The sequence below is a fragment of the Paenibacillus suaedae genome, from assembly GCF_032337355.1.
Classification (GTDB): domain Bacteria; phylum Bacillota; class Bacilli; order Paenibacillales; family Paenibacillaceae; genus Paenibacillus_B; species Paenibacillus_B suaedae.
The window spans coordinates 74,009-92,241 of sequence record NZ_JAVYAA010000011.1 but is presented as its reverse complement, the minus strand read 5'-3'; the positions used below and the strand labels follow the sequence as shown (position 1 = coordinate 92,241).

17 protein-coding genes and 1 other RNA gene are annotated in these 18,233 nt (G+C 47.3%); 1 reads left to right on the top strand and 17 read right to left on the bottom strand.

Annotated features, from left to right (window positions below; all coding sequences use genetic code 11):
- Positions 1 to 301: 301 nt before the first annotated feature.
- From RQP50_RS28195 to rpoE, 17 genes are all read right to left on the bottom strand, one after another.
- Positions 302 to 565, bottom strand: a complete 264-nt coding sequence (locus tag RQP50_RS28195; protein WP_315747429.1) for a pro-sigmaK processing inhibitor BofA family protein — start codon at positions 563 to 565, stop codon at positions 302 to 304.
- A gap of 2 nt (positions 566 to 567) precedes the next feature.
- Complete coding sequence (locus RQP50_RS28190) at positions 568 to 840, bottom strand: hypothetical protein (protein WP_028532440.1); 273 nt, start codon at positions 838 to 840, stop codon at positions 568 to 570.
- A 221-nt stretch (positions 841 to 1,061) separates the two neighbouring features.
- The gene (recR, locus tag RQP50_RS28185; protein ID WP_021253424.1) at positions 1,062 to 1,661 is read right to left on the bottom strand and encodes a recombination mediator RecR; all 600 of its coding nucleotides are present in this window, start codon (positions 1,659 to 1,661) and stop codon (positions 1,062 to 1,064) included.
- 128 nt (positions 1,662 to 1,789) lie between these two features.
- The gene (locus tag RQP50_RS28180) at positions 1,790 to 2,101 is read right to left on the bottom strand and encodes a YbaB/EbfC family nucleoid-associated protein (protein ID WP_028532439.1); all 312 of its coding nucleotides are present in this window, start codon (positions 2,099 to 2,101) and stop codon (positions 1,790 to 1,792) included.
- Between the two features lie 36 nt (positions 2,102 to 2,137).
- A complete protein-coding gene (gene dnaX / locus RQP50_RS28175; protein ID WP_268627226.1) occupies positions 2,138 to 3,898 on the bottom strand; it encodes a DNA polymerase III subunit gamma/tau in 1,761 nt (586 codons plus the stop codon).
- Between the two features lie 100 nt (positions 3,899 to 3,998).
- A complete protein-coding gene (locus RQP50_RS28170; RefSeq protein ID WP_090514527.1) occupies positions 3,999 to 5,105 on the bottom strand; it encodes an ATP-binding protein in 1,107 nt (368 codons plus the stop codon).
- A 223-nt stretch (positions 5,106 to 5,328) separates the two neighbouring features.
- Positions 5,329 to 5,596, bottom strand: an RNA gene (gene ffs, locus RQP50_RS28165) — signal recognition particle sRNA large type.
- Positions 5,597 to 5,639: 43 nt separating this feature from the next.
- Positions 5,640 to 6,269: a hypothetical protein gene (locus RQP50_RS28160; protein ID WP_315747426.1), complete on the bottom strand. Its 630-nt coding sequence runs from the start codon at positions 6,267 to 6,269 to the stop codon at positions 5,640 to 5,642.
- A 21-nt stretch (positions 6,270 to 6,290) separates the two neighbouring features.
- Positions 6,291 to 7,226 carry a helix-turn-helix transcriptional regulator gene (locus tag RQP50_RS28155; RefSeq protein WP_315747425.1) on the bottom strand — a complete coding sequence of 312 codons (936 nt, stop codon included), beginning with the start codon at positions 7,224 to 7,226 and terminating at the stop codon, positions 6,291 to 6,293.
- Between the two features lie 216 nt (positions 7,227 to 7,442).
- The gene (rpmE, locus tag RQP50_RS28150; protein WP_021253430.1) at positions 7,443 to 7,640 is read right to left on the bottom strand and encodes a 50S ribosomal protein L31; all 198 of its coding nucleotides are present in this window, start codon (positions 7,638 to 7,640) and stop codon (positions 7,443 to 7,445) included.
- 142 nt (positions 7,641 to 7,782) lie between these two features.
- Positions 7,783 to 9,078: a transcription termination factor Rho gene (gene rho / locus RQP50_RS28145; RefSeq protein ID WP_021253431.1), complete on the bottom strand. Its 1,296-nt coding sequence runs from the start codon at positions 9,076 to 9,078 to the stop codon at positions 7,783 to 7,785.
- Between the two features lie 473 nt (positions 9,079 to 9,551).
- Positions 9,552 to 10,805, bottom strand: coding sequence for a UDP-N-acetylglucosamine 1-carboxyvinyltransferase (locus tag RQP50_RS28140; protein ID WP_021253432.1), 1,254 nt, complete (start codon positions 10,803 to 10,805; stop codon positions 9,552 to 9,554).
- Between the two features lie 166 nt (positions 10,806 to 10,971).
- Complete coding sequence (gene fba, locus RQP50_RS28135; RefSeq protein ID WP_021253433.1) at positions 10,972 to 11,826, bottom strand: class II fructose-1,6-bisphosphate aldolase; 855 nt, start codon at positions 11,824 to 11,826, stop codon at positions 10,972 to 10,974.
- 121 nt (positions 11,827 to 11,947) lie between these two features.
- Complete coding sequence (locus RQP50_RS28130) at positions 11,948 to 12,934, bottom strand: Gfo/Idh/MocA family protein (protein WP_315747424.1); 987 nt, start codon at positions 12,932 to 12,934, stop codon at positions 11,948 to 11,950.
- Positions 12,935 to 13,197: 263 nt separating this feature from the next.
- On the bottom strand, positions 13,198 to 13,596 hold the full coding sequence (locus tag RQP50_RS28125) for a response regulator (RefSeq protein ID WP_021253435.1): 399 nt from the start codon (positions 13,594 to 13,596) through the stop codon (positions 13,198 to 13,200).
- A 236-nt stretch (positions 13,597 to 13,832) separates the two neighbouring features.
- Entirely contained in the window at positions 13,833 to 15,434 is a 1,602-nt protein-coding gene (locus tag RQP50_RS28120) for a CTP synthase (RefSeq protein ID WP_021253436.1), read from the bottom strand.
- 548 nt (positions 15,435 to 15,982) lie between these two features.
- A complete protein-coding gene (rpoE, locus tag RQP50_RS28115; RefSeq protein ID WP_315747423.1) occupies positions 15,983 to 16,534 on the bottom strand; it encodes a DNA-directed RNA polymerase subunit delta in 552 nt (183 codons plus the stop codon).
- A 456-nt stretch (positions 16,535 to 16,990) separates the two neighbouring features.
- On the opposite strand from rpoE, the gene RQP50_RS28110 reads away from it, so the two are divergent.
- The gene (locus RQP50_RS28110; RefSeq protein WP_028532432.1) at positions 16,991 to 18,133 is read left to right on the top strand and encodes a S8 family peptidase; all 1,143 of its coding nucleotides are present in this window, start codon (positions 16,991 to 16,993) and stop codon (positions 18,131 to 18,133) included.
- The last annotated feature ends 100 nt before the right edge of the window (positions 18,134 to 18,233 follow it).

Here is an 18,233-nt window from a genome sequence, read left to right as displayed (position 1 = left end):
GTTAAGTTTGAACTGCTCATATCTTTTGACGAGGTATTGCTACCTCATTCACAAACGTTGCTCGTTGTTCAGTTTTCAAAGAACAATCTCAGTCAGTAACCAATCTCTTAGTTACTTTCTTTTCCTCACCGCTTTGTCAGCGGCGACTTTTATATCTTATCATTTCGTTCATTTCTTGTCAACACTTTTTTAAAACTTTTTTTCAATCTCTTTTCGAGACTGTTTTTTGTTTTAAGTTTGTTAACTCATGTCCGAAGCGACATTGATTAATTTATCATAAAGGCAAGGGGTGCGTCAACCACTAAATACCTACCATTTTAAGGGAAACAATAAGCGCGAGTCCTGGGATACCCAGAAGCCCCACTCCTGTTAATGTGGCAGGGTTAATAGGTACATGGATTCCCGCTATCCACCCCGTCGAATTCACGATGTACAACAGCGCAAATGCGCTAACTCCATGAAGAAGAAAGGTTATGATACCACGCCATGCCAGCCGCTGACGAAATAGCACAATGAACAATCCAACTATGGACACAAGGAGCAGACCAACCAACAGCATTTTCATCACTATAATACCTCCCCTAACCGCAATGCATGCATCCCTACGCGCTTGGCTCTCTTCATCAGCATGGCAATCCGCTTCTCAGCTGCCTCAAGCGTCGAGATCGCATAATCCACCTCATCTGTACCTAGTGCATGCTCAAATCGCACACAAGCCATTCTCCACTCCGCAACCGCATTACGGATATCCCTCATAAGAAGCTGCTGCTCAGACAACATTAACCCATACTCACGCTTGTCCCTATTTCGCATGAACCAGTTCTTCATACGTTTCCACATGAGTTCCCCTCCCCACATTCACTTTAGTCATGAATATGAACGTCGGGACAAGACTAGAACCTCTTTATGAGCTGCTTCGACCATGCGAGACAGTACTCTAATGAACAGTATATCAATCATTCCTCTTATAGATAACAAAAAAAGCCCTCGATATTCGAGAGCTTCTATATCAAATCATGAAGAAACAACATTTCAGGCCTGCTCACGATGGAGCTCCACCATTACAGAACATCCCTCCGGCCTTCTAACGCCTTAGACAATGTCACCTCATCGGCGTATTCGAGGTCACCACCCACAGGAAGTCCATGAGCAATTCTCGTTACACGAATGCCGAACGGCTTCACAAGCCGCGAAATATACATCGCTGTTGCTTCCCCTTCAATATTTGGATTCGTAGCCAAAATCAATTCTTTGACCCGCTCATCACTCAAACGCTTAAGCAGCTCAGCAAGACGTATATCCTCTGGGCCTACTCCCTCCATTGGTGATATCGCGCCCTGTAGCACATGGTAATACCCCATGAACTCTTTCGTTCGCTCCATCGCAACCAAATCCTTCGTTTCCTGAACAACACACATTACTGAGGCGTCACGTGTCTTATCCGAGCAGATACGGCAAGGATCAATATCTGTAATATTGCAGCACACAGAGCAATAGTGCAGGTTCCGCTTCACATTAACGAGCGCCTTTGCAAAATCAATAACGTCATCTTCCTGCATGCGGAGTACATGGAACGCAAGGCGAGCCGCTGTCTTCGGCCCAATACCGGGCAAATGTGTAAATGCCTCGATCAACTTGGCGATCGGTTCTGGATAATACAATGCGGGCTCTCCTTTACGATAGCTTAATCAACGAACTCAACATCGTCTCACATCAAAAAATGTCCCCTAAATGGTAGAAACGGCATATACCAGAATCGGTATATGCCTCACATTCGTGTTTCTCTACATTAGAACAAGCCAGGAATTTTCATTCCGCCTGTGAATTTAGACATGTCGTCATTTGCCATGTCTTCTGCTTTAGTCAACGCATCGTTAACTGCAGTAATAACAAGGTCTTGAAGCATTTCGATATCTTCTGCATCTACTACTTCTGGTTTGATGGAGATGCTAAGCAGTTTTTTGTGGCCGTTAACCTCTACAGTAACAGCTCCGCCGCCAGATGTACCAGTTGTTTTCTTTTCAGCCAACTCTTCTTGAGCTTTCAACATTTGTTCTTGCATCTTTTTAACTTGTTTCATCATTTGGTTCATATTGTTCATCGCCGTGAATCTCCTTTTTTCTCCATTTAAGATAAGTTACTCTTTTATGACAACGAGATCTTCTCCAAATAACTGGATTGCCTCGTCAATCCATGGTTCTTGAGAATGATTGCGGCCTTCTTGGCCCTCTGGCTCCAGTTGGAACTCTTGCTCTTCCTTATCCTCTGTCTGGGCGGCTGCAGCCTCCCAGTCCTTGAGCATCATCGTATCCATCTGGTATGTCTTGCCGAAGGTCTCGGATAGCACTTGCTCAATCACCTGCTTGTTAGTCGGCTTCTCCGTCGTATCACGATGAATCGAATTTTTGAAACCGATAAGAATTCGATCCTCTAGACATGATACAGGCTCACCGTTAACCAGCCAAGCATGAATGGTAACACCGGCTTCCTTCACTCGCTGAAGCACTTGTCCCCAAGTCCCTCGAATGCGATTGAATTCGGCGCTGTTATGATTCGCAAGGTACCGTGTGAACTGCGGTGGCTGTTTAGAGAACTTGGATACGTGTCCAGATGGGCGAGTCGCAGCAGGCGTACGCTCATGCGTTACCTGTTCCTGACGACCTCCACCTGACTTCATCAGCTGTTCAACCTTCGTCTCTAAGGACGTAATCTGTTGACGCAAATGTTGCAGGGAGGATGAATGTTCCATTCCATCCTGCCGAACCTCTCCCTGAGCGGAATCCCCAGTGTCCGTATAATGATTCATCGGACGCTGTCCTGAAGCTGCCAATTGAAGCAGCGCGACCTCAAATAAAGTCTGCGGCTGCACAGCATACTTCATATCCGTCTGGTATCGATTCAGCGTATCAATGATATGAAAAAGACGACTCTCTGTGAATCCCTCCGCCATTTCACGGAAAGACTCTACGCGAGTCAACCGGTCCGTTAGCGCATCCCCGCTCGGCACCATCTTCATCATAAGCAGATCTCGGAAAAAGTACAACAGGCTTTCCATGCACTTATCCGCACTCTTACCTTCCTGCATCAACTGCTCAACCACCGAAAGAACAGAACCTACATCACCCGCCTGTACTGCTCGGGCAAGCTCCGCAAACCTCTCTTCGGGCATACCTCCTGTAATGTCCAATACCTGTTGATAGGTAATGGCTCCATCAGTAAAGGAGGCAGCTTGATCCAGCAAGCTGATCGCATCACGCATCCCACCATCAGACAGCTTCGCAATATAAGTCAAACTGTCATGATCTGCCTGGATGCTCTCTTCTTCGCACACCTGAGCCAAGCGCTGTACTTGCTCAGCAAGTGAAACTCGACGAAAGTCAAATCGCTGGCAACGCGAAATAATCGTGGCCGGAAGTCGATGCGGCTCCGTTGTCGCCAAGATGAACATCACATGCGCCGGCGGCTCTTCTAACGTCTTCAACAAGGCGTTAAAAGCTTCTGTCGTCAACATGTGTACTTCGTCAATGATGTACACTTTGTAGCGAACTTCAGTTGGCGCATACTTCACCTTTTCGCGAAGATCGCGAATTTCCTCTACGCCGCGATTCGATGCAGCATCGATTTCCACTACATCCATCACCGCGCCAGCTGTTATGCGCCGACACGCTTCACAAGCGTTGCAAGGCTCCGGGCCTGGCCCTTGTTCGCAGTTGACAGCCTTCGCCAGTATTTTCGCCGCACTTGTCTTCCCGGTTCCTCTTGGACCGCTGAACAAATATGCATGCGAAAAACGCTGCTCCCGCAGCGAATTTTGCAGCGTTTGAATAATATGCTGTTGTCCGACCATGTCTTGAAATGACTGTGGTCTCCATGCGCGATACAATGCGATATGAGCCATGATGCAACCTCGAAAACGTTTTTACTTATTATACTATATCATAACCTCTAAAAAAACAGCCATTCCCTCTCTTTGGAAAAGAGAGCGTTCGTCACTGCTGCTATGAACCCTGATAAGGGACAGCGAGCGTGAATGTCGTGCCAAACCCCTTGGATGAAACGCGTATCGTACCGCCCAAATCATGGATAATCCGTTGGCATACCGATAATCCAAGCCCTGTCCCATTCTGCTTCGTGGTGAAGAAGGGATCGAATATCTTATCGACGAGGAACGCAGGAATTCCCGGCCCCGTATCATGGATATCAATCAACACACGTTGCTCCACACTATCCCGCTTCACACTTACCGTAAGTGTGCCACCCTCCACCATCGCCTCAATACCATTTTTGGCGATGTTGATGAACACTTGCTTCAGCAGCTCGCGATCGGCAACCACGTTCGGCACAGTCTCTCCCGCCTCGTATCGAACATGTACGCCGTGCAGCACTGCTTCACTCCGAATAATCGGCAAAATATCATTCATCACCTGATATACATTCACACGCTCAATCGTGACATGCTTCGGTTTGCTTAAGAGTAGAAACTCCCCAACCAACTCATTGATTCGGTTGATTTCGGTCAGCATGATCTCGGTGTAATGGACTTCCTTCGCCATCCCTTTGTCACGCAGCGTCTTCTTGAACATTTGCAGAAACCCCTTAATAGAGGTCAAGGGATTACGAATTTCATGAGCTGTTCCTGCGGCAATCTGTCCAATCATCGCCAGACGGTCGCTTCGCTGTACCTGCTCCTCCAACGAGCGCAAATTTGACACATCCTTGAATAGCACATAAGCACCTACGATCTGCTGCTGTTCATCACGCATGACATTCGAATCCATAAGAAGCTCATATCGATCCACACCATTGCACCAAGAGACAGCATGATTCCGCACACTCACACCTTCAAGCAGAGAACGTTGTACCAGATGATGCTCTGTAGGCATGTCACCAAATAGCTCATTGACCCGTCTCCCGAGCGCCTTCTCTCTCTCCCATCCCATCACTATGCACGCCATATCACTGATGTCTACCAATGTGAACTGATTATTCAGCAGCATGATCCCTAAATTCACATCCTGAATAAAAGCACCGGCAAATTGCTGCAGCAGCGTTAGTTCCGTATCCGCCGCCTGTACATTTGCTCCTTCATTGCAGGAATCAGACATAGAATTCTGCGACAGAGCGCCGTGTAACGGCATGCTTGAATCGATCATACACTCACCTCTTTTTGCAGAAACGAAAATGAGATATCCGCTCACTTGCTGTTCACTCTAAACTTCGCCATCAGGCAATCTTTTTCCTGCTGTATATATAATATGAACATGTATTCATATTAGTTGAAACAAAAAAACACCGGTTATCCCGGTGTCCTCGTATGCACTATATGAACCGTGCACCTGTTATTGATAATTGCGATCCGAGCGGCACTTCTACACTACGACTCAGGCCAGGCTTCCCTCCGGCACATGAGCTCTCCTACTTATGGCTGCTTCCTTCCGGACCTGACCAAGTTCATAGGCACCCATTGCGGAGGACCCAGCCGTCAACACCGAGTGTAAACGCCAAACCCCACATCGACAAAACCTCTAACAGGAATTCAACCTCGCTACAGCGGATTGCGAGTTACAGGGCACCGCTACCTCCCCGTCTAGCACGGCATAACTTAGTATAGACGATTTGCTGCAAAAGTGCAACTGACGTCATTTGTTAACAGATATGGCATCTGCTTCTTCCTTACTGCCATCCGCATCTTCTTCCATTTGTTGCAAATACTTCAACAGCACACAAAGCAATGAACTCATAAGTCCAGATCCTAAATAAATCCACGGCGTAGCACCTGATACCGGATACAGCCATTGCAGTGCACAAGCTGATAACACCGCATATACCAGTACATAAATGACCCAGAATGAAGCAAGGAACACCGTCTTAGCCGCCCAGATGAGCTCCAAAATGATAACCCCTACTAATGCGAAACTTGTGACAGCGAGACTAAGCCATGCCAGTACAACATTACCATCCGGCAGAACTGGCCACCCCCAAGCAGGAAGGGCCCTTGCAGCCAAGCGAAAAATACCGTATTCAACCCCAACAACGAAGAAAGTAGCAACCATCACAATGAATGCGTCTTTGAACAACGTACCCGTTCCTCTTTGCAAACGATGCCCAAATTGTTCCGATCGCGCATGCTTGCGCCGTTCACTCCACTCTCCTGCCGCAACAAATAGAACCCCCAAGAAAAGCGTGCTTCCGACGATGGACAAGGGCAGCTCACCCTTGATGATGTGCCATATAAATCCCAAACTAAGCTCAAACAACCTTTCGATCATGCCGTTCACGCTCCGCTCCTTCTACTGTGGCCCCAATTCAAAGTCCAAATTCACCGGTTCTTTGGGCATTGTATCATTTACCGCTGGTCCACCCGTAGTAGGTACAGATTCATCAACAATATCCAAGCGAAATCCATCCACCCAGACTTGACCCGGACCGCTTAATAGCACGCCAAATGCAATCGCCTCCGCATAAGGTGCAATATCAAGTACAACTTCATAGGGCCTCCATTCGGTCGTGCCGCTAATTGGACGATTGTCCATGTTGTCGAAGTTAATAGGCACTTCATCCTTCCCGTCAACCCGCATCCACATGCCTGCCCATCCCTGCACGTCGTCCGTCTTCAGAAACGCTGATAAACGAAGGCGCTGTCCCACATAATTCTCAGCCTTGAACATTTGCATCAACGTGCCAAATCCTCGTGGATCCGCATCCACTTTTCCTTGAATCGTACCTGACGACCTCCCGCGATATACATGAACGTGATCAAGAGTAACGCTATATTGGTGCGGATACACACCTGTTATGATCCATCCCTGTGGAGCAGACTGCATCATCCCATATCCGGTATTCTCAGATTGATTGTTCTCATCCATTCGATGATCCCCCTCTGGCGTGTAAAAGCATCGGAAACCTTGGCGGTATACATGCGGTGTCATGCCATACCGTTGCTTAAAAGCACGAGTGAAGCTGTCTTGCCCAGAAAATTGATATTCTAATGCGATGTCCAATATGCGCTTGTCCGTTGACAACAGCTCCACCGCAGCCCTTGCCAATCTGCGCTCCCGTAACAATGTCCCCACACTGACACCCACATGCCGCTGAAACACACGATTAAAGTGAAAACGGGAGACCGTGCAATGTTCCGCTATGTCTGCTGCATCCACGTCCTCTGTAATATGCAGTTCTATGTAGGCTATTGCTTCTTTGATCCATTTCTCGTGCTCCAGCCACATAGCCAGCCCCCCAGTCATCTTGAGGCAATGCCAGCACATGCCTCGTAAATCCCCATTCCATTCAATCGTACCGTATTTACTCCCCTTTGTTTTGACATTTTGTGCGAAATCGAGTTCCGGACAGCAAACATCAAGCCAGGAAGGATAAAAATATACAAAAAAAATGAACTCCCTTGGCTGTTGCCAGCAAGGGAGTCCATATCGTAAACAGACGTATTAGATACCGTATTTCTTTTTGAATCGATCCACACGACCACCAGCATCCAAGAACTTCTGCTTACCTGTGAAGAATGGATGGCAAGCGGAGCAAACCTCTACCTTCAAGTTCTCTTTAACGGAACCTGTTTCGAAAGAGTTGCCGCATGCGCAAGTTACAGTCGTAATGAAGTATTTCGGTTGAATTGCTTCTTTCACTCGAATTCACCTCTTTCCGCCCTGAGCCCTTTGCGTGCCCAGAGTATATAAAAACACATGAATGGATTATAGCATGTTTGCATCTAGTTCGCAATCTCATGTTATAACCATATTCTTGTCCGCCATAACAGCGAACGAGCGCTTAGGAGCTCACAGAGCTGCTGCGTGTTCTGCGCGGAGGCGGGGTTGGTGTTCCGCTCGTATCAAGTGCTGCAAGGAACTCTTCGTTCGTCTTCGAATCACGCATCTTCTTCAAGAATTGATCCACGAATTCCGGAGACTCGTTCATGTTCTTTCGAATTGCCCACAGCTTATCAAGCTCTTCCTTCGACAACAGCATTTCCTCGCGACGTGTACCCGAGCGACGAATATCGATAGCCGGGAAGATACGGCGTTCAGCCAGCTTACGATCCAGATGAAGCTCCATATTACCCGTACCTTTAAATTCTTCATAAATGATGTCATCCATACGTGATCCTGTCTCAACGAGTGCCGTTGCCAAGATCGTCAAGCTTCCACCCTCTTCAATGTTGCGGGCAGAACCGAAGAAGCGCTTTGGACGATGGAAGGAAGCTGGATCAATACCACCAGACAACGTACGGCCAGACGGTGGAACCACGAGGTTGTATGCTCGCGCCAAACGAGTAATACTGTCAAGCAGGATAACAACATCCTTCTTATGTTCCACGAGACGCAATGCACGCTCCAGAACAAGTTCTGTTACCTTGATGTGGTTCTCAGGCACTTCATCAAATGTGGATGCTACAACCTCACCTTTTACAGAACGCTGCATATCCGTTACTTCTTCCGGACGCTCATCAATAAGCAGAACGAACAGTTCAATCTCAGGATGGTTGGTCGAGATGCTATTTGCAATCTCCTTCAGAAGCAATGTCTTACCTGCCTTAGGAGGGGCGACGATTAGCCCGCGTTGTCCAAGACCAACAGGTGCGAGCATGTCCATAATGCGTGTGGACACTTTGTTGGAAGCCATCTCAAGCACAAGTTTCTTCTCTGGATATAGCGGCGTCAGGGCCGGGAAGTGCAAGCGTTGAGCTGCTTCATCCGGATTCTCACCATTGACGGCGTTAATCTGAAGCAATCCGAAATAACGTTCGTTCTCTTTTGGCGGACGGCATTTTCCCGATACAAGATCACCAGTACGCAAATCAAATCTGCGAATCTGAGATTGAGAGATATAAATATCTTCCGAGCTAGGCAAATAGTTAATAGGACGCAAGAAGCCGAAGCCCTCTGGAAGGATGTCCAATACCCCCTCCATAAACATGAAGCCGCCTTGTTCCGCCTGCGCGCGCAAGATAGCAAATATTAATTCTTTTTTCTTCATTTGACCATAGCCAGGAATCTGAAATTGTTTTGCTAGTTTATATAGCTCGGTCAGCTTCTTCGTTTCCAAATCGGAAATTTGTAAATCCATGAATACAACTCCTATTCTGTTGATAAATACAAATGATGTCAGAAGGATAAGTCCATTGTGAAATCGTTACGTATAAACGCAGCGGCGTGTCAACATGAGATATGAAGGCTGGTTGATACAATGAGATGGTGGACAGATAACAGATGGGAACCATTCGGTCTGGGTAAAAGATAGCCGTTGAAGCGAAGCACTTATGGAAGTGATGGTGCTAAACGCTGCAGCCTCTCCAAGGAATAGAAAGGGAAATACTCTTCGTACGTTCAATCCTGCCAAAAAGTTGCATTTTCTTCTGTATCCGAAAGAGAATGCTCCACTTCCACTCTCTTTCGGACACAGTCCAATACACAAACGACGAATACTAGATGAAATTCCGCACAGCCACGTGAGCAGGGCGCATCATGAGGAGCATCACCACACCTTAACTGACGATCGCGAAATGATCATTATCCTATTTTTACCCTATTACCGTCGAATTATTCCGTCTGACGCCATACATCAGCGCCTAAATTTCGCAAATTTGTGACTAGGTTGTCATAGCCACGGTCAATATACTCTACGCCGGAGATTTCAGTAATGCCATCCGCTACTGTTAGTCCTGCAATGACAAGCGATGCTCCCGCACGCAAATCCGCTGCTTTCACTTTCGCGGCATGCAACTTGGTTCCTTCAATGACAGCAGAGCGACCTTCTACACGGATTTTGGCTCCCATGCGAAGCAGCTCAGGCACATTCTTAAATCGATTGCTATATACGAGATCGGACAGCATACTTACACCAGTTGCTTGCGTGAGCAAGCTTATCATCGGTGATTGAAGATCGGTTGCGAATCCTGGATATACAAGCGCCTTTACATCGATAGACTCGTAGTCAGGCTGGCCAAGCACGCGAAGGGACTCGTCCCCTTCTACGACTTGCACACCCATTTCCTCCAGCTTCGCCGTAAGTGCTTCCAAGTGCTTAGGGATAATATTGTCGATGAGAATATCGCCGCGCGTTGCAGCAGCAGCGATCATATAGGTTCCTGCTTGAATGCGATCCGGAATGATAGAATGACGGCAGCCATGCAGCCCTTCTACACCTTCAATACGAATCGATTCTGTACCAGCACCCTTGATTTTGGCACCCATTGCATTGAGCAGGGTCGCCACATCTATAATTTCAGGCTCTTTGGCCGCATTTTCGATAATGGTGATGCCTTTGGCTCGGGAAGCCGCAAGCATAATATTAATGGTTGCTCCTACACTAACCACATCGAGGTAGATTTTGGCGCCGCGCAATTCACGCGCCGAAATATGGATCGCTCCATGTTCATTGGTTACCGTAGCACCCAATGCTTCGAATCCTTTAATATGCTGATCTATCGGACGGGGTTCAAAGTTGCATCCTCCAGGCATGCCTATAGTTGCTTCGCCAAAGCGGCCGAGCAAGGCGCCCATTAAATAATAAGAGGCCCGCAATTTCTTCACAGGTCCGTTATACATCGGCATCGAAATCATGCTAGATGGATCAATTCGCAAGGCAGAACCTTCCCAGCTTGCCTCTCCACCGAGTTCGGTAATAATCTCCGTATAGGTTGCAACATCACTTAATGCCGGCAAGTTATCGAGCACTACTTCACTCTCTGCTAAAATCGCCGCAGGAATGAGTGCGACTGCACTGTTCTTCGCACCGCTGATCTGCACAGTGCCACGCAGCGGCCGCCCACCGCAAATCATTAACTTTTCCATCACAAGCTAAGTTCCCCCCACGCCGCACCTATCACAGGTTCGGCTCGCCCATATGCTTTATTGGATTCATGTTCATTCATCATAACGCTAAATAATCGCAAAAAAGGGAAGAACACCGGCGAACCGGTGCTTTTCCCGCATTCGTAAACATAAATATGAGTATCGATTATGCTTGGTTGTTGGATCCGAACAAGCGGATTTTGTTGCGAACAACTTCAACCATTGCATTGCGTGCTGGCGTCAAGTATTTGCGAGGGTCGATAACGTTCGCATCTTTAGCCAATGCTTCGCGGATAGCCGCTGTGCAAGCAACTTGGTTTTCTGTGTTCACGTTGATTTTACCTGCACCTGCTGCGATCGCCTTGCGGATGGATTCGTCAGGTACACCGGAACCGCCGTGCAATACGACTGGAACTGGGATTTTGGAAGCTACTGCTTCAATGATATCGTAGTGAAGTTTAGGCTCGCCTTTGTACATGCCGTGAGCAGTACCAACAGCGATTGCAAGTGCATCTACGCCAGTTTCTTCGTAGAAGCGGATTGCTTCTTCTGGGTTAGCCAATTGAGCTGCATCTTCGTCTACGTGAAGATCGTCTTCAACACCGCCGATTGTACCCAATTCACCTTCAACGGATACGCCCATAGCGTGAGCTGCTTTAACGACTTCTTTAGTCAAACGGATGTTGTCTTCGTATGCATGGTGGGAACCATCGAACATAACGGAAGAGAATCCGGCACGAATACAAGCCATAGCTACTTCAAATGTGCTACCATGGTCAAGGTGCAAAGCGATTGGCAAGCCGGATTTCTTAGCAGCTGCCTCAGCCATTGCTACTGTGTACTCCATTCCCATGTAACGCAAAGCGCCTTCGGATACACCAAAGATAATTGGTGCGTTTTCTTCCATCGCCGCTTCTGTAATTGCTTGTGTGAATTCCAAGTTATTGATGTTGAACTGACCTACTGCAAATTTGTTTTCTTTTGCTTTAGGCAAGAACTCGTTCATCGAAACTAATGGCATGGTCTCCATCCTCCTAGGAAGTTGTTCGTCGTCTGTCTATCTAGATTATAGCCGACATCTTATACGGTGTTATTATATCACAATTGGGCGTGAAAAAGTAAACAACCTCTTGACAAAACAGCTACATTACGTTTACGGCAACCGCTTTCCCCGAAACCGCTGCCTCATTGGCCGCTTCCATCAATTTTGTCAGGTCCAGCGCCATTTTTACGTTGTCCATGCTCACTTCTCTGCACTGCACATGACCGACCCATTGCTCAAACATATTCGGGATCGGTTCATCAAATGGAACGATGCTCCATTCGCCATCCCCCTCATTCAGACGAATGCGTATTTGCTCATCCGGCATTCCGTACATAATGCTTCCTCTTGCACCATGAATCTCAATCATGAACGGGGATTGACCGGTAACAAACCCTGTTTCAGCAATTCCAATGGCACCTCCAGTATATTGGAGCAGCGCAACTGCGTTATCCTCTACTTCTTTACCCGTAACATAGCCGTACGACGCAGTTACGGTCTCAGGCATTCCCAACAGTGCACGGGTAATGTACATCGGATGACAGCCAAGATCAATCATTGCCCCACCGCCGCATTCCGCCCGGTTGTAGAAATGCTCTGGCAGCCATCCTGCCAGTGCTCCATTATGCGCCATACGCACACGGACCAGCGATACATCGCCTATAGCACCCTCTTCTACTATTCGACGCAGCGTAACAATATCGCGCTCACACAGCTTCCGAAGAGCAACATTCAACACAACACCATTTGCTTCCACAGCATTCACGATGCGATCCGCTTCAGCTGACGTAAGCGCTAATACTTTCTCAGTGAAGATGTGCTTGCCAGCTTTCGCTGCCTTCACCATAATATCCTCGTGAAGGGAAGTCGGCGCTACTACGACAATCGCATCAATATCCTCTCTCAGCAGCATGTAATCCAAGTCCGGATAATAAGGCACATGATAACGGCCTGCATAGCGCTCACCGCGCTTGGCATCTTCATCCCATATTCCAACTAGCTCTGTATCTGGATGATGAAGGATAAAATCTGTATACTCTTCTGCATGAACATGCCAATAACTACAAACTGCTACACGTATCATCATTAACACCCCTGTATGATCCCTTATTGTCTTACTGATGTTATTTTGCTTAGCGAGTATAGGCCAGGATTTAGACAACACGAGAAACGAGGAAAGCCCCTAATGGGGTCTCTGCTGAGCGCCCTCCACTAGAGGCATGTCCAATTCTTCGTTCTTCGTACCACATAGCAATAATTGAAGGCCTTCCTCCGACCTTGCTCGGATAACATTGAAGAAGGCCAGGGCATCCCCCGGCATGTTTCTTGTTTATCGTTCGTACGCCACTTCTAAGAAGGCATAGTCATCTGATTATTCGGCTGTCCCTGCTCTAATGTCATATTGACCGCAACCCTCATCTCATCGATGTCGAAAGGCTTCGTAAAGTGCATCAATGCTCCGAGGTCCGTAGCTTCCTTAATCATATCCAACTCGCCGTAAGCGGTCATCATAATCACATTCATATGCGGCTTCATCAACTTGATCTGCTTCAAAATTTCCAACCCATCCATGCCCGGTATCTTCATGTCCAACAGGACAATATCCGGCGACTCCTCTCTTACGATCTCAAGCGCCATCTTGCCATTGGAAGCTTGATAGGTCGTATATCCTTCGCTACTGAACACTTCCATGAGAAGAACCCGAATACCATTCTGATCATCGACAATCAATACTTTCTTATTACTCAACTGGTACCCCTCCCACCGCGTCTCACGAGCGAGTGTGCAGCATCCTCTAGTTCGAATGAGTTAATCTCTCACACTGCATGCTTATTTTACCACTCCACATGTACTGTACATATTCGCTTCTTTACAATAAAATCCTTCTTCTTTCAGGAAAAACATCACAACTCCCACATAAAAGCAAAAAAAAAGCGAAGACTCTCCAATTAGGAAAGCCTTCGCTTCATATATTTTATGCGTTATTATCCACGGTGCTTCATTGCCGCTTTGACGAATTCACGGAACAATGGCTGCGGACGGTTCGGACGAGAAATAAACTCTGGATGGAACTGAACAGCCAAGAACCATGGATGGCTTGGAAGCTCGACAATTTCCACCAGTCGGCCGTCTGGGGACGTACCGCTAATCTTCAATCCAGCACCTTCAATTACTTCACGATATTCATTGTTGAATTCATAGCGATGGCGGTGACGCTCGTACACCAGCTCATCATTGTAGCAAGACATAGCGAGTGATCCCTCTTGCAGCTTGCAAGGGTACAGACCAAGACGCATTGTGCCGCCCAAATCTTCAATATCCTTCTGCTCTGGAAGCAGATCGATAACCGGATATTCTGTTGCTGGGTTGATTTCGGAGCTGTTCGCGCCATTCAATGCTGCGATAGAGCGTGCATATTCAATAACCGCAACTTGCATACCAAGGCAAATACCGAAGAACGGAATTTGTTGTTCACGCGCATAGCGGATCGCTGTTACTTTACCTTCGATACCACGATCGCCAAATCCACCTGGTACCAAGATACCGTGTACACCCGACAACTCTGCATCTACGTTTTCTTCTGTAATCTCTTCTGCATTCACCCAACGGATATTGACTTCTGTATTTGCATCAATACCTGCGTGAGCCAATGCTTCTACGATAGACAAGTATGCATCATGAAGAGCAACATACTTACCAACGATTGCAATCTCAACTTGTCCTTGAAGCTGCTTCACACGGTCAACAAGCTTCGTCCATTCCACCATGTCTGGCTCTGGTGTCTGAAGCTTCAAATGATTTACAACATAATCATCCATTCCTTGCTCATGAAGCATCAATGGTACTTCATACAACGTGGAAGCGTCACGGCATTCTACAACCGCATTCGCATCAATGTCGCAGAACAAGGAAATCTTGCGCTTCATATCCTCTGCAAGCTCATGTTCTGTACGGCATACGAGCATATTCGGTTGAATACCGATGCTGCGCAATTCTTTGACACTGTGCTGTGTCGGCTTCGTTTTTACTTCGCCCGCAGCCTTGATGTAAGGGATCAAGGTAACGTGAATATACATCACGTTGTCGCGGCCTACATCACTCTTAATTTGACGAATTGCTTCCAAGAACGGCAAGCTCTCGATATCGCCGACTGTACCACCGATTTCGGTAATAACTACATCAGAACCGGATTCCTTACCTGCACGGAATACGCGTTCTTTGATTTCATTTGTAATATGCGGAATAACTTGTACAGTTCCGCCAAGGTATTCACCGCGGCGTTCCTTTGAAATAACTGTAGAATACACTTTACCTGTTGTCACGTTGCTGTTCTTCGACAGGTTGATGTCGATGAAGCGCTCGTAGTGACCCAAGTCAAGGTCTGTCTCAGCTCCGTCATCTGTTACGAATACTTCGCCATGCTGATAAGGGCTCATTGTGCCCGGGTCAACGTTAATGTAAGGATCAAATTTTTGGATCGTTACTTTGAGCCCCCGATTTTTCAGCAATCTGCCCAGGGATGCAGCCGTAATCCCTTTACCAAGAGAAGAAACGACGCCGCCCGTTACAAAAATATACTTTGCCACTGGTGAAACCCTCCTATGATCAAGTGCATTCAAGACATGTTCTCGGGAGGCTTTGTCTGTAGAACAGGTTCGATACACGCGAGTTCCATAATCTCATGATGTTATCGTAACCCATTTATGCGATATTCATTGATGCAAAATGTCATTAAAAAAGCTCCTGTCTAAAATGTCCGGAAATGGTGTTCCGTAGTGGACGGGAGCTATTTTATACGAATCAAATTGTACCAATTGCAATCGGCAACAAAGCCATAAAAAACTGCAATTCGTATCCTAAAAAAACAAAAAAGTGACTCCCGTAGTGTCACGGGGCACTTTCTTCATATGTGAAAATGACTCTATTTAATTACGTGCAAATGCAAAGCCCATATGCTAGTTTACTCTGTAGGCATTCTCGTGTCAAGGGAGATCGAGTTGATTTTTCGCAGGGGCAGATTATATGGAAAATGCCGCTTACGTATCCCTCCTGAACATACCCCAATCAGCTAGGATATACAGGAAAAATAAGCAAGCGGCATTCTAAAATGCAAAATCAAATCCTGAAGAGGATCTTACATATTCTCTTCCCGGTCATCCTCTTCTTCGAAGTCATCGTTTTCTTCTTCGTTCAGATCCGCATCTTCTTCATCGATTTCCTCTTCGATGTCAACATCATCTTCTACATCAGAATCTTCATCCTCGAAGATCTCCTCTTCCTCTTCGCCATCTTCATCGACGAAGTCGAAGTCTTCTTCTTCATCATTGTTGAAGCTGTCGTCATCATCAGAGTAATCATCATCGTCGTCATCGTTAATGATGCGTGGACGAGGTGTACCCCCGGTCATCGCCTCTTCAGAACGGTCAACCGGATACCAGCGCTTCAATCCCCACAGGTTCTGGCCAACACAAGCAAAACGACCGTCAATGTTAATTTCCGTATATAACTGCGCAATGACATCGTTAATTTGCTCTTCGTTCAGACCCCGCAGCTTAGCGACTTCATTCATGAGATCGCGGTAATAGAAAGGCGTGTTGGCAGCTTTCAGTACCATGAAGGCAAGATCCACCATCGGTATTTCTTGCACTTTTTCAGGGTCTAATTTCAAATCCAGCGGTGTGCTCATTCGGACACATCCTCTCTCTCTAAAAAGTTCAAATTGCATTCACTTATCCATGTTCACACATAAGTAAACCCGATCTCAAGTGAAAATGCAAGTTTTCTTCCTATAGACGAGGAAATGCCACAAGTCGGACAAAAAATAGAAACGCGAAGGGAATCCCTTCGCGTTCGACTGTATCCGCACCCGATGAAGGCTCACGCCCCGTATCGGGTGTGCTAAGCCCTTCGTCGGCTCTTCTTCATACTATGTCCGTGGAAGTCTTTTGACACGGTGGAAGGCCTATCTTTCGCAAAAAAGGCATCTACCCCAGTCCACGCCGGGGTCTGATGCATACGATATGTAAAATTGTCTGTTCAAAAAGACGCTTCAACCGATCCACATTCGTTCGGGTTCACTTGATTATCATATGTACGCTTTTTGAACAACCGTTACAAAGGAACTGTCGGGAGGGACTCGACATTGGATATTACGGGCTTACTCCAGTTACTTATTCAAGGGCTCAGTACCACTAAGCCCTGCGAACGACAACTGCTCATCCGCTTCCGCACCCATGAACAGTATGAACAATGTTCCGAGGTGCTGCATGAACTCGAAGCAAGCAGATCTGAGCTTGCTGATATTCGCAAGGTTCCACTCATTGATGGCTGGGTATATCCGGCCAGAACGGACTTCGATTCCACCCTGCTATCGACCGCTTATGATGTTATTGTAGAAGAAGATATTCATCTCTCGATGCACGCCGTATCCCAGCGTCCTGTCAATTGGGAGCGCGGCATTCCTTGGGGGGTTAAGCACATCAAAGCGCCCCAAGCTTGGAGCACGACTACCGGTTATCGTGTTCATATTGGTGTCATTGATACCGGGGCTGATTTCCACCATCCTGACCTTCGGCACTCGCTCACCCGCGGCATTAATCTGATCCAGCGCGGTTTGCCCCCACATGACGACAATGGCCACGGCACCCATATCGCAGGTACGATCGCCGCTGCCAATCAAATGTACGGCATTATCGGAGTGGCTCCTCGCGCCATTATTCATCCCGTTAAAGCATTCGATGAAAATGGAGCAGCCTTCGTATCTGATATTATCCAAGGCATTGATTGGTGTGTCCGCCATGGTATGAATATCATTAATATGAGCTTCGGCATGAAGACCCGCAGCAAGTCGCTGCTCACTGCTGTCACGAACGCATATAATGCTGGCGTAACCGTTGTCGCCTCCTCTGGCAATGATGCGAAGCGGAAGTCTATTGATTACCCCGCCCGTTACTTGCAGACGATCTCGGTTGGAGCTACTGATCGAATTCGGAAAATTGCCTCCTTCAGCAACCGCGGCCGTTACGTCGACATCTATGCACCCGGCGATAAAATTGTATCTGCTTGGATCAAGGGCAAATATCATGAAATGAGCGGCACCTCAATGGCCACCTCACATGTAAGTGGCGCTATTGCTCTGCTGCTTGCCATGAAGCCTGGTCTCAAGCCTGGTGAAATCAAAACCTTGCTGCGACGATCGGCAAGTCCGATGCGAAGCCGGAATACTACTTCTCGTAGTTTAGGAGAAATCGATGTCATGCGCCTCCTTAAGGAAGCAGAACGCTGACGAGATCCGAACGGGAACAAACACGAGAATGGATGGAAACAAAACAAGGGCAGCCGAGCAAGTCGACTGTCCTTGAAGTTCATTCATGTAGTTGTGCTGT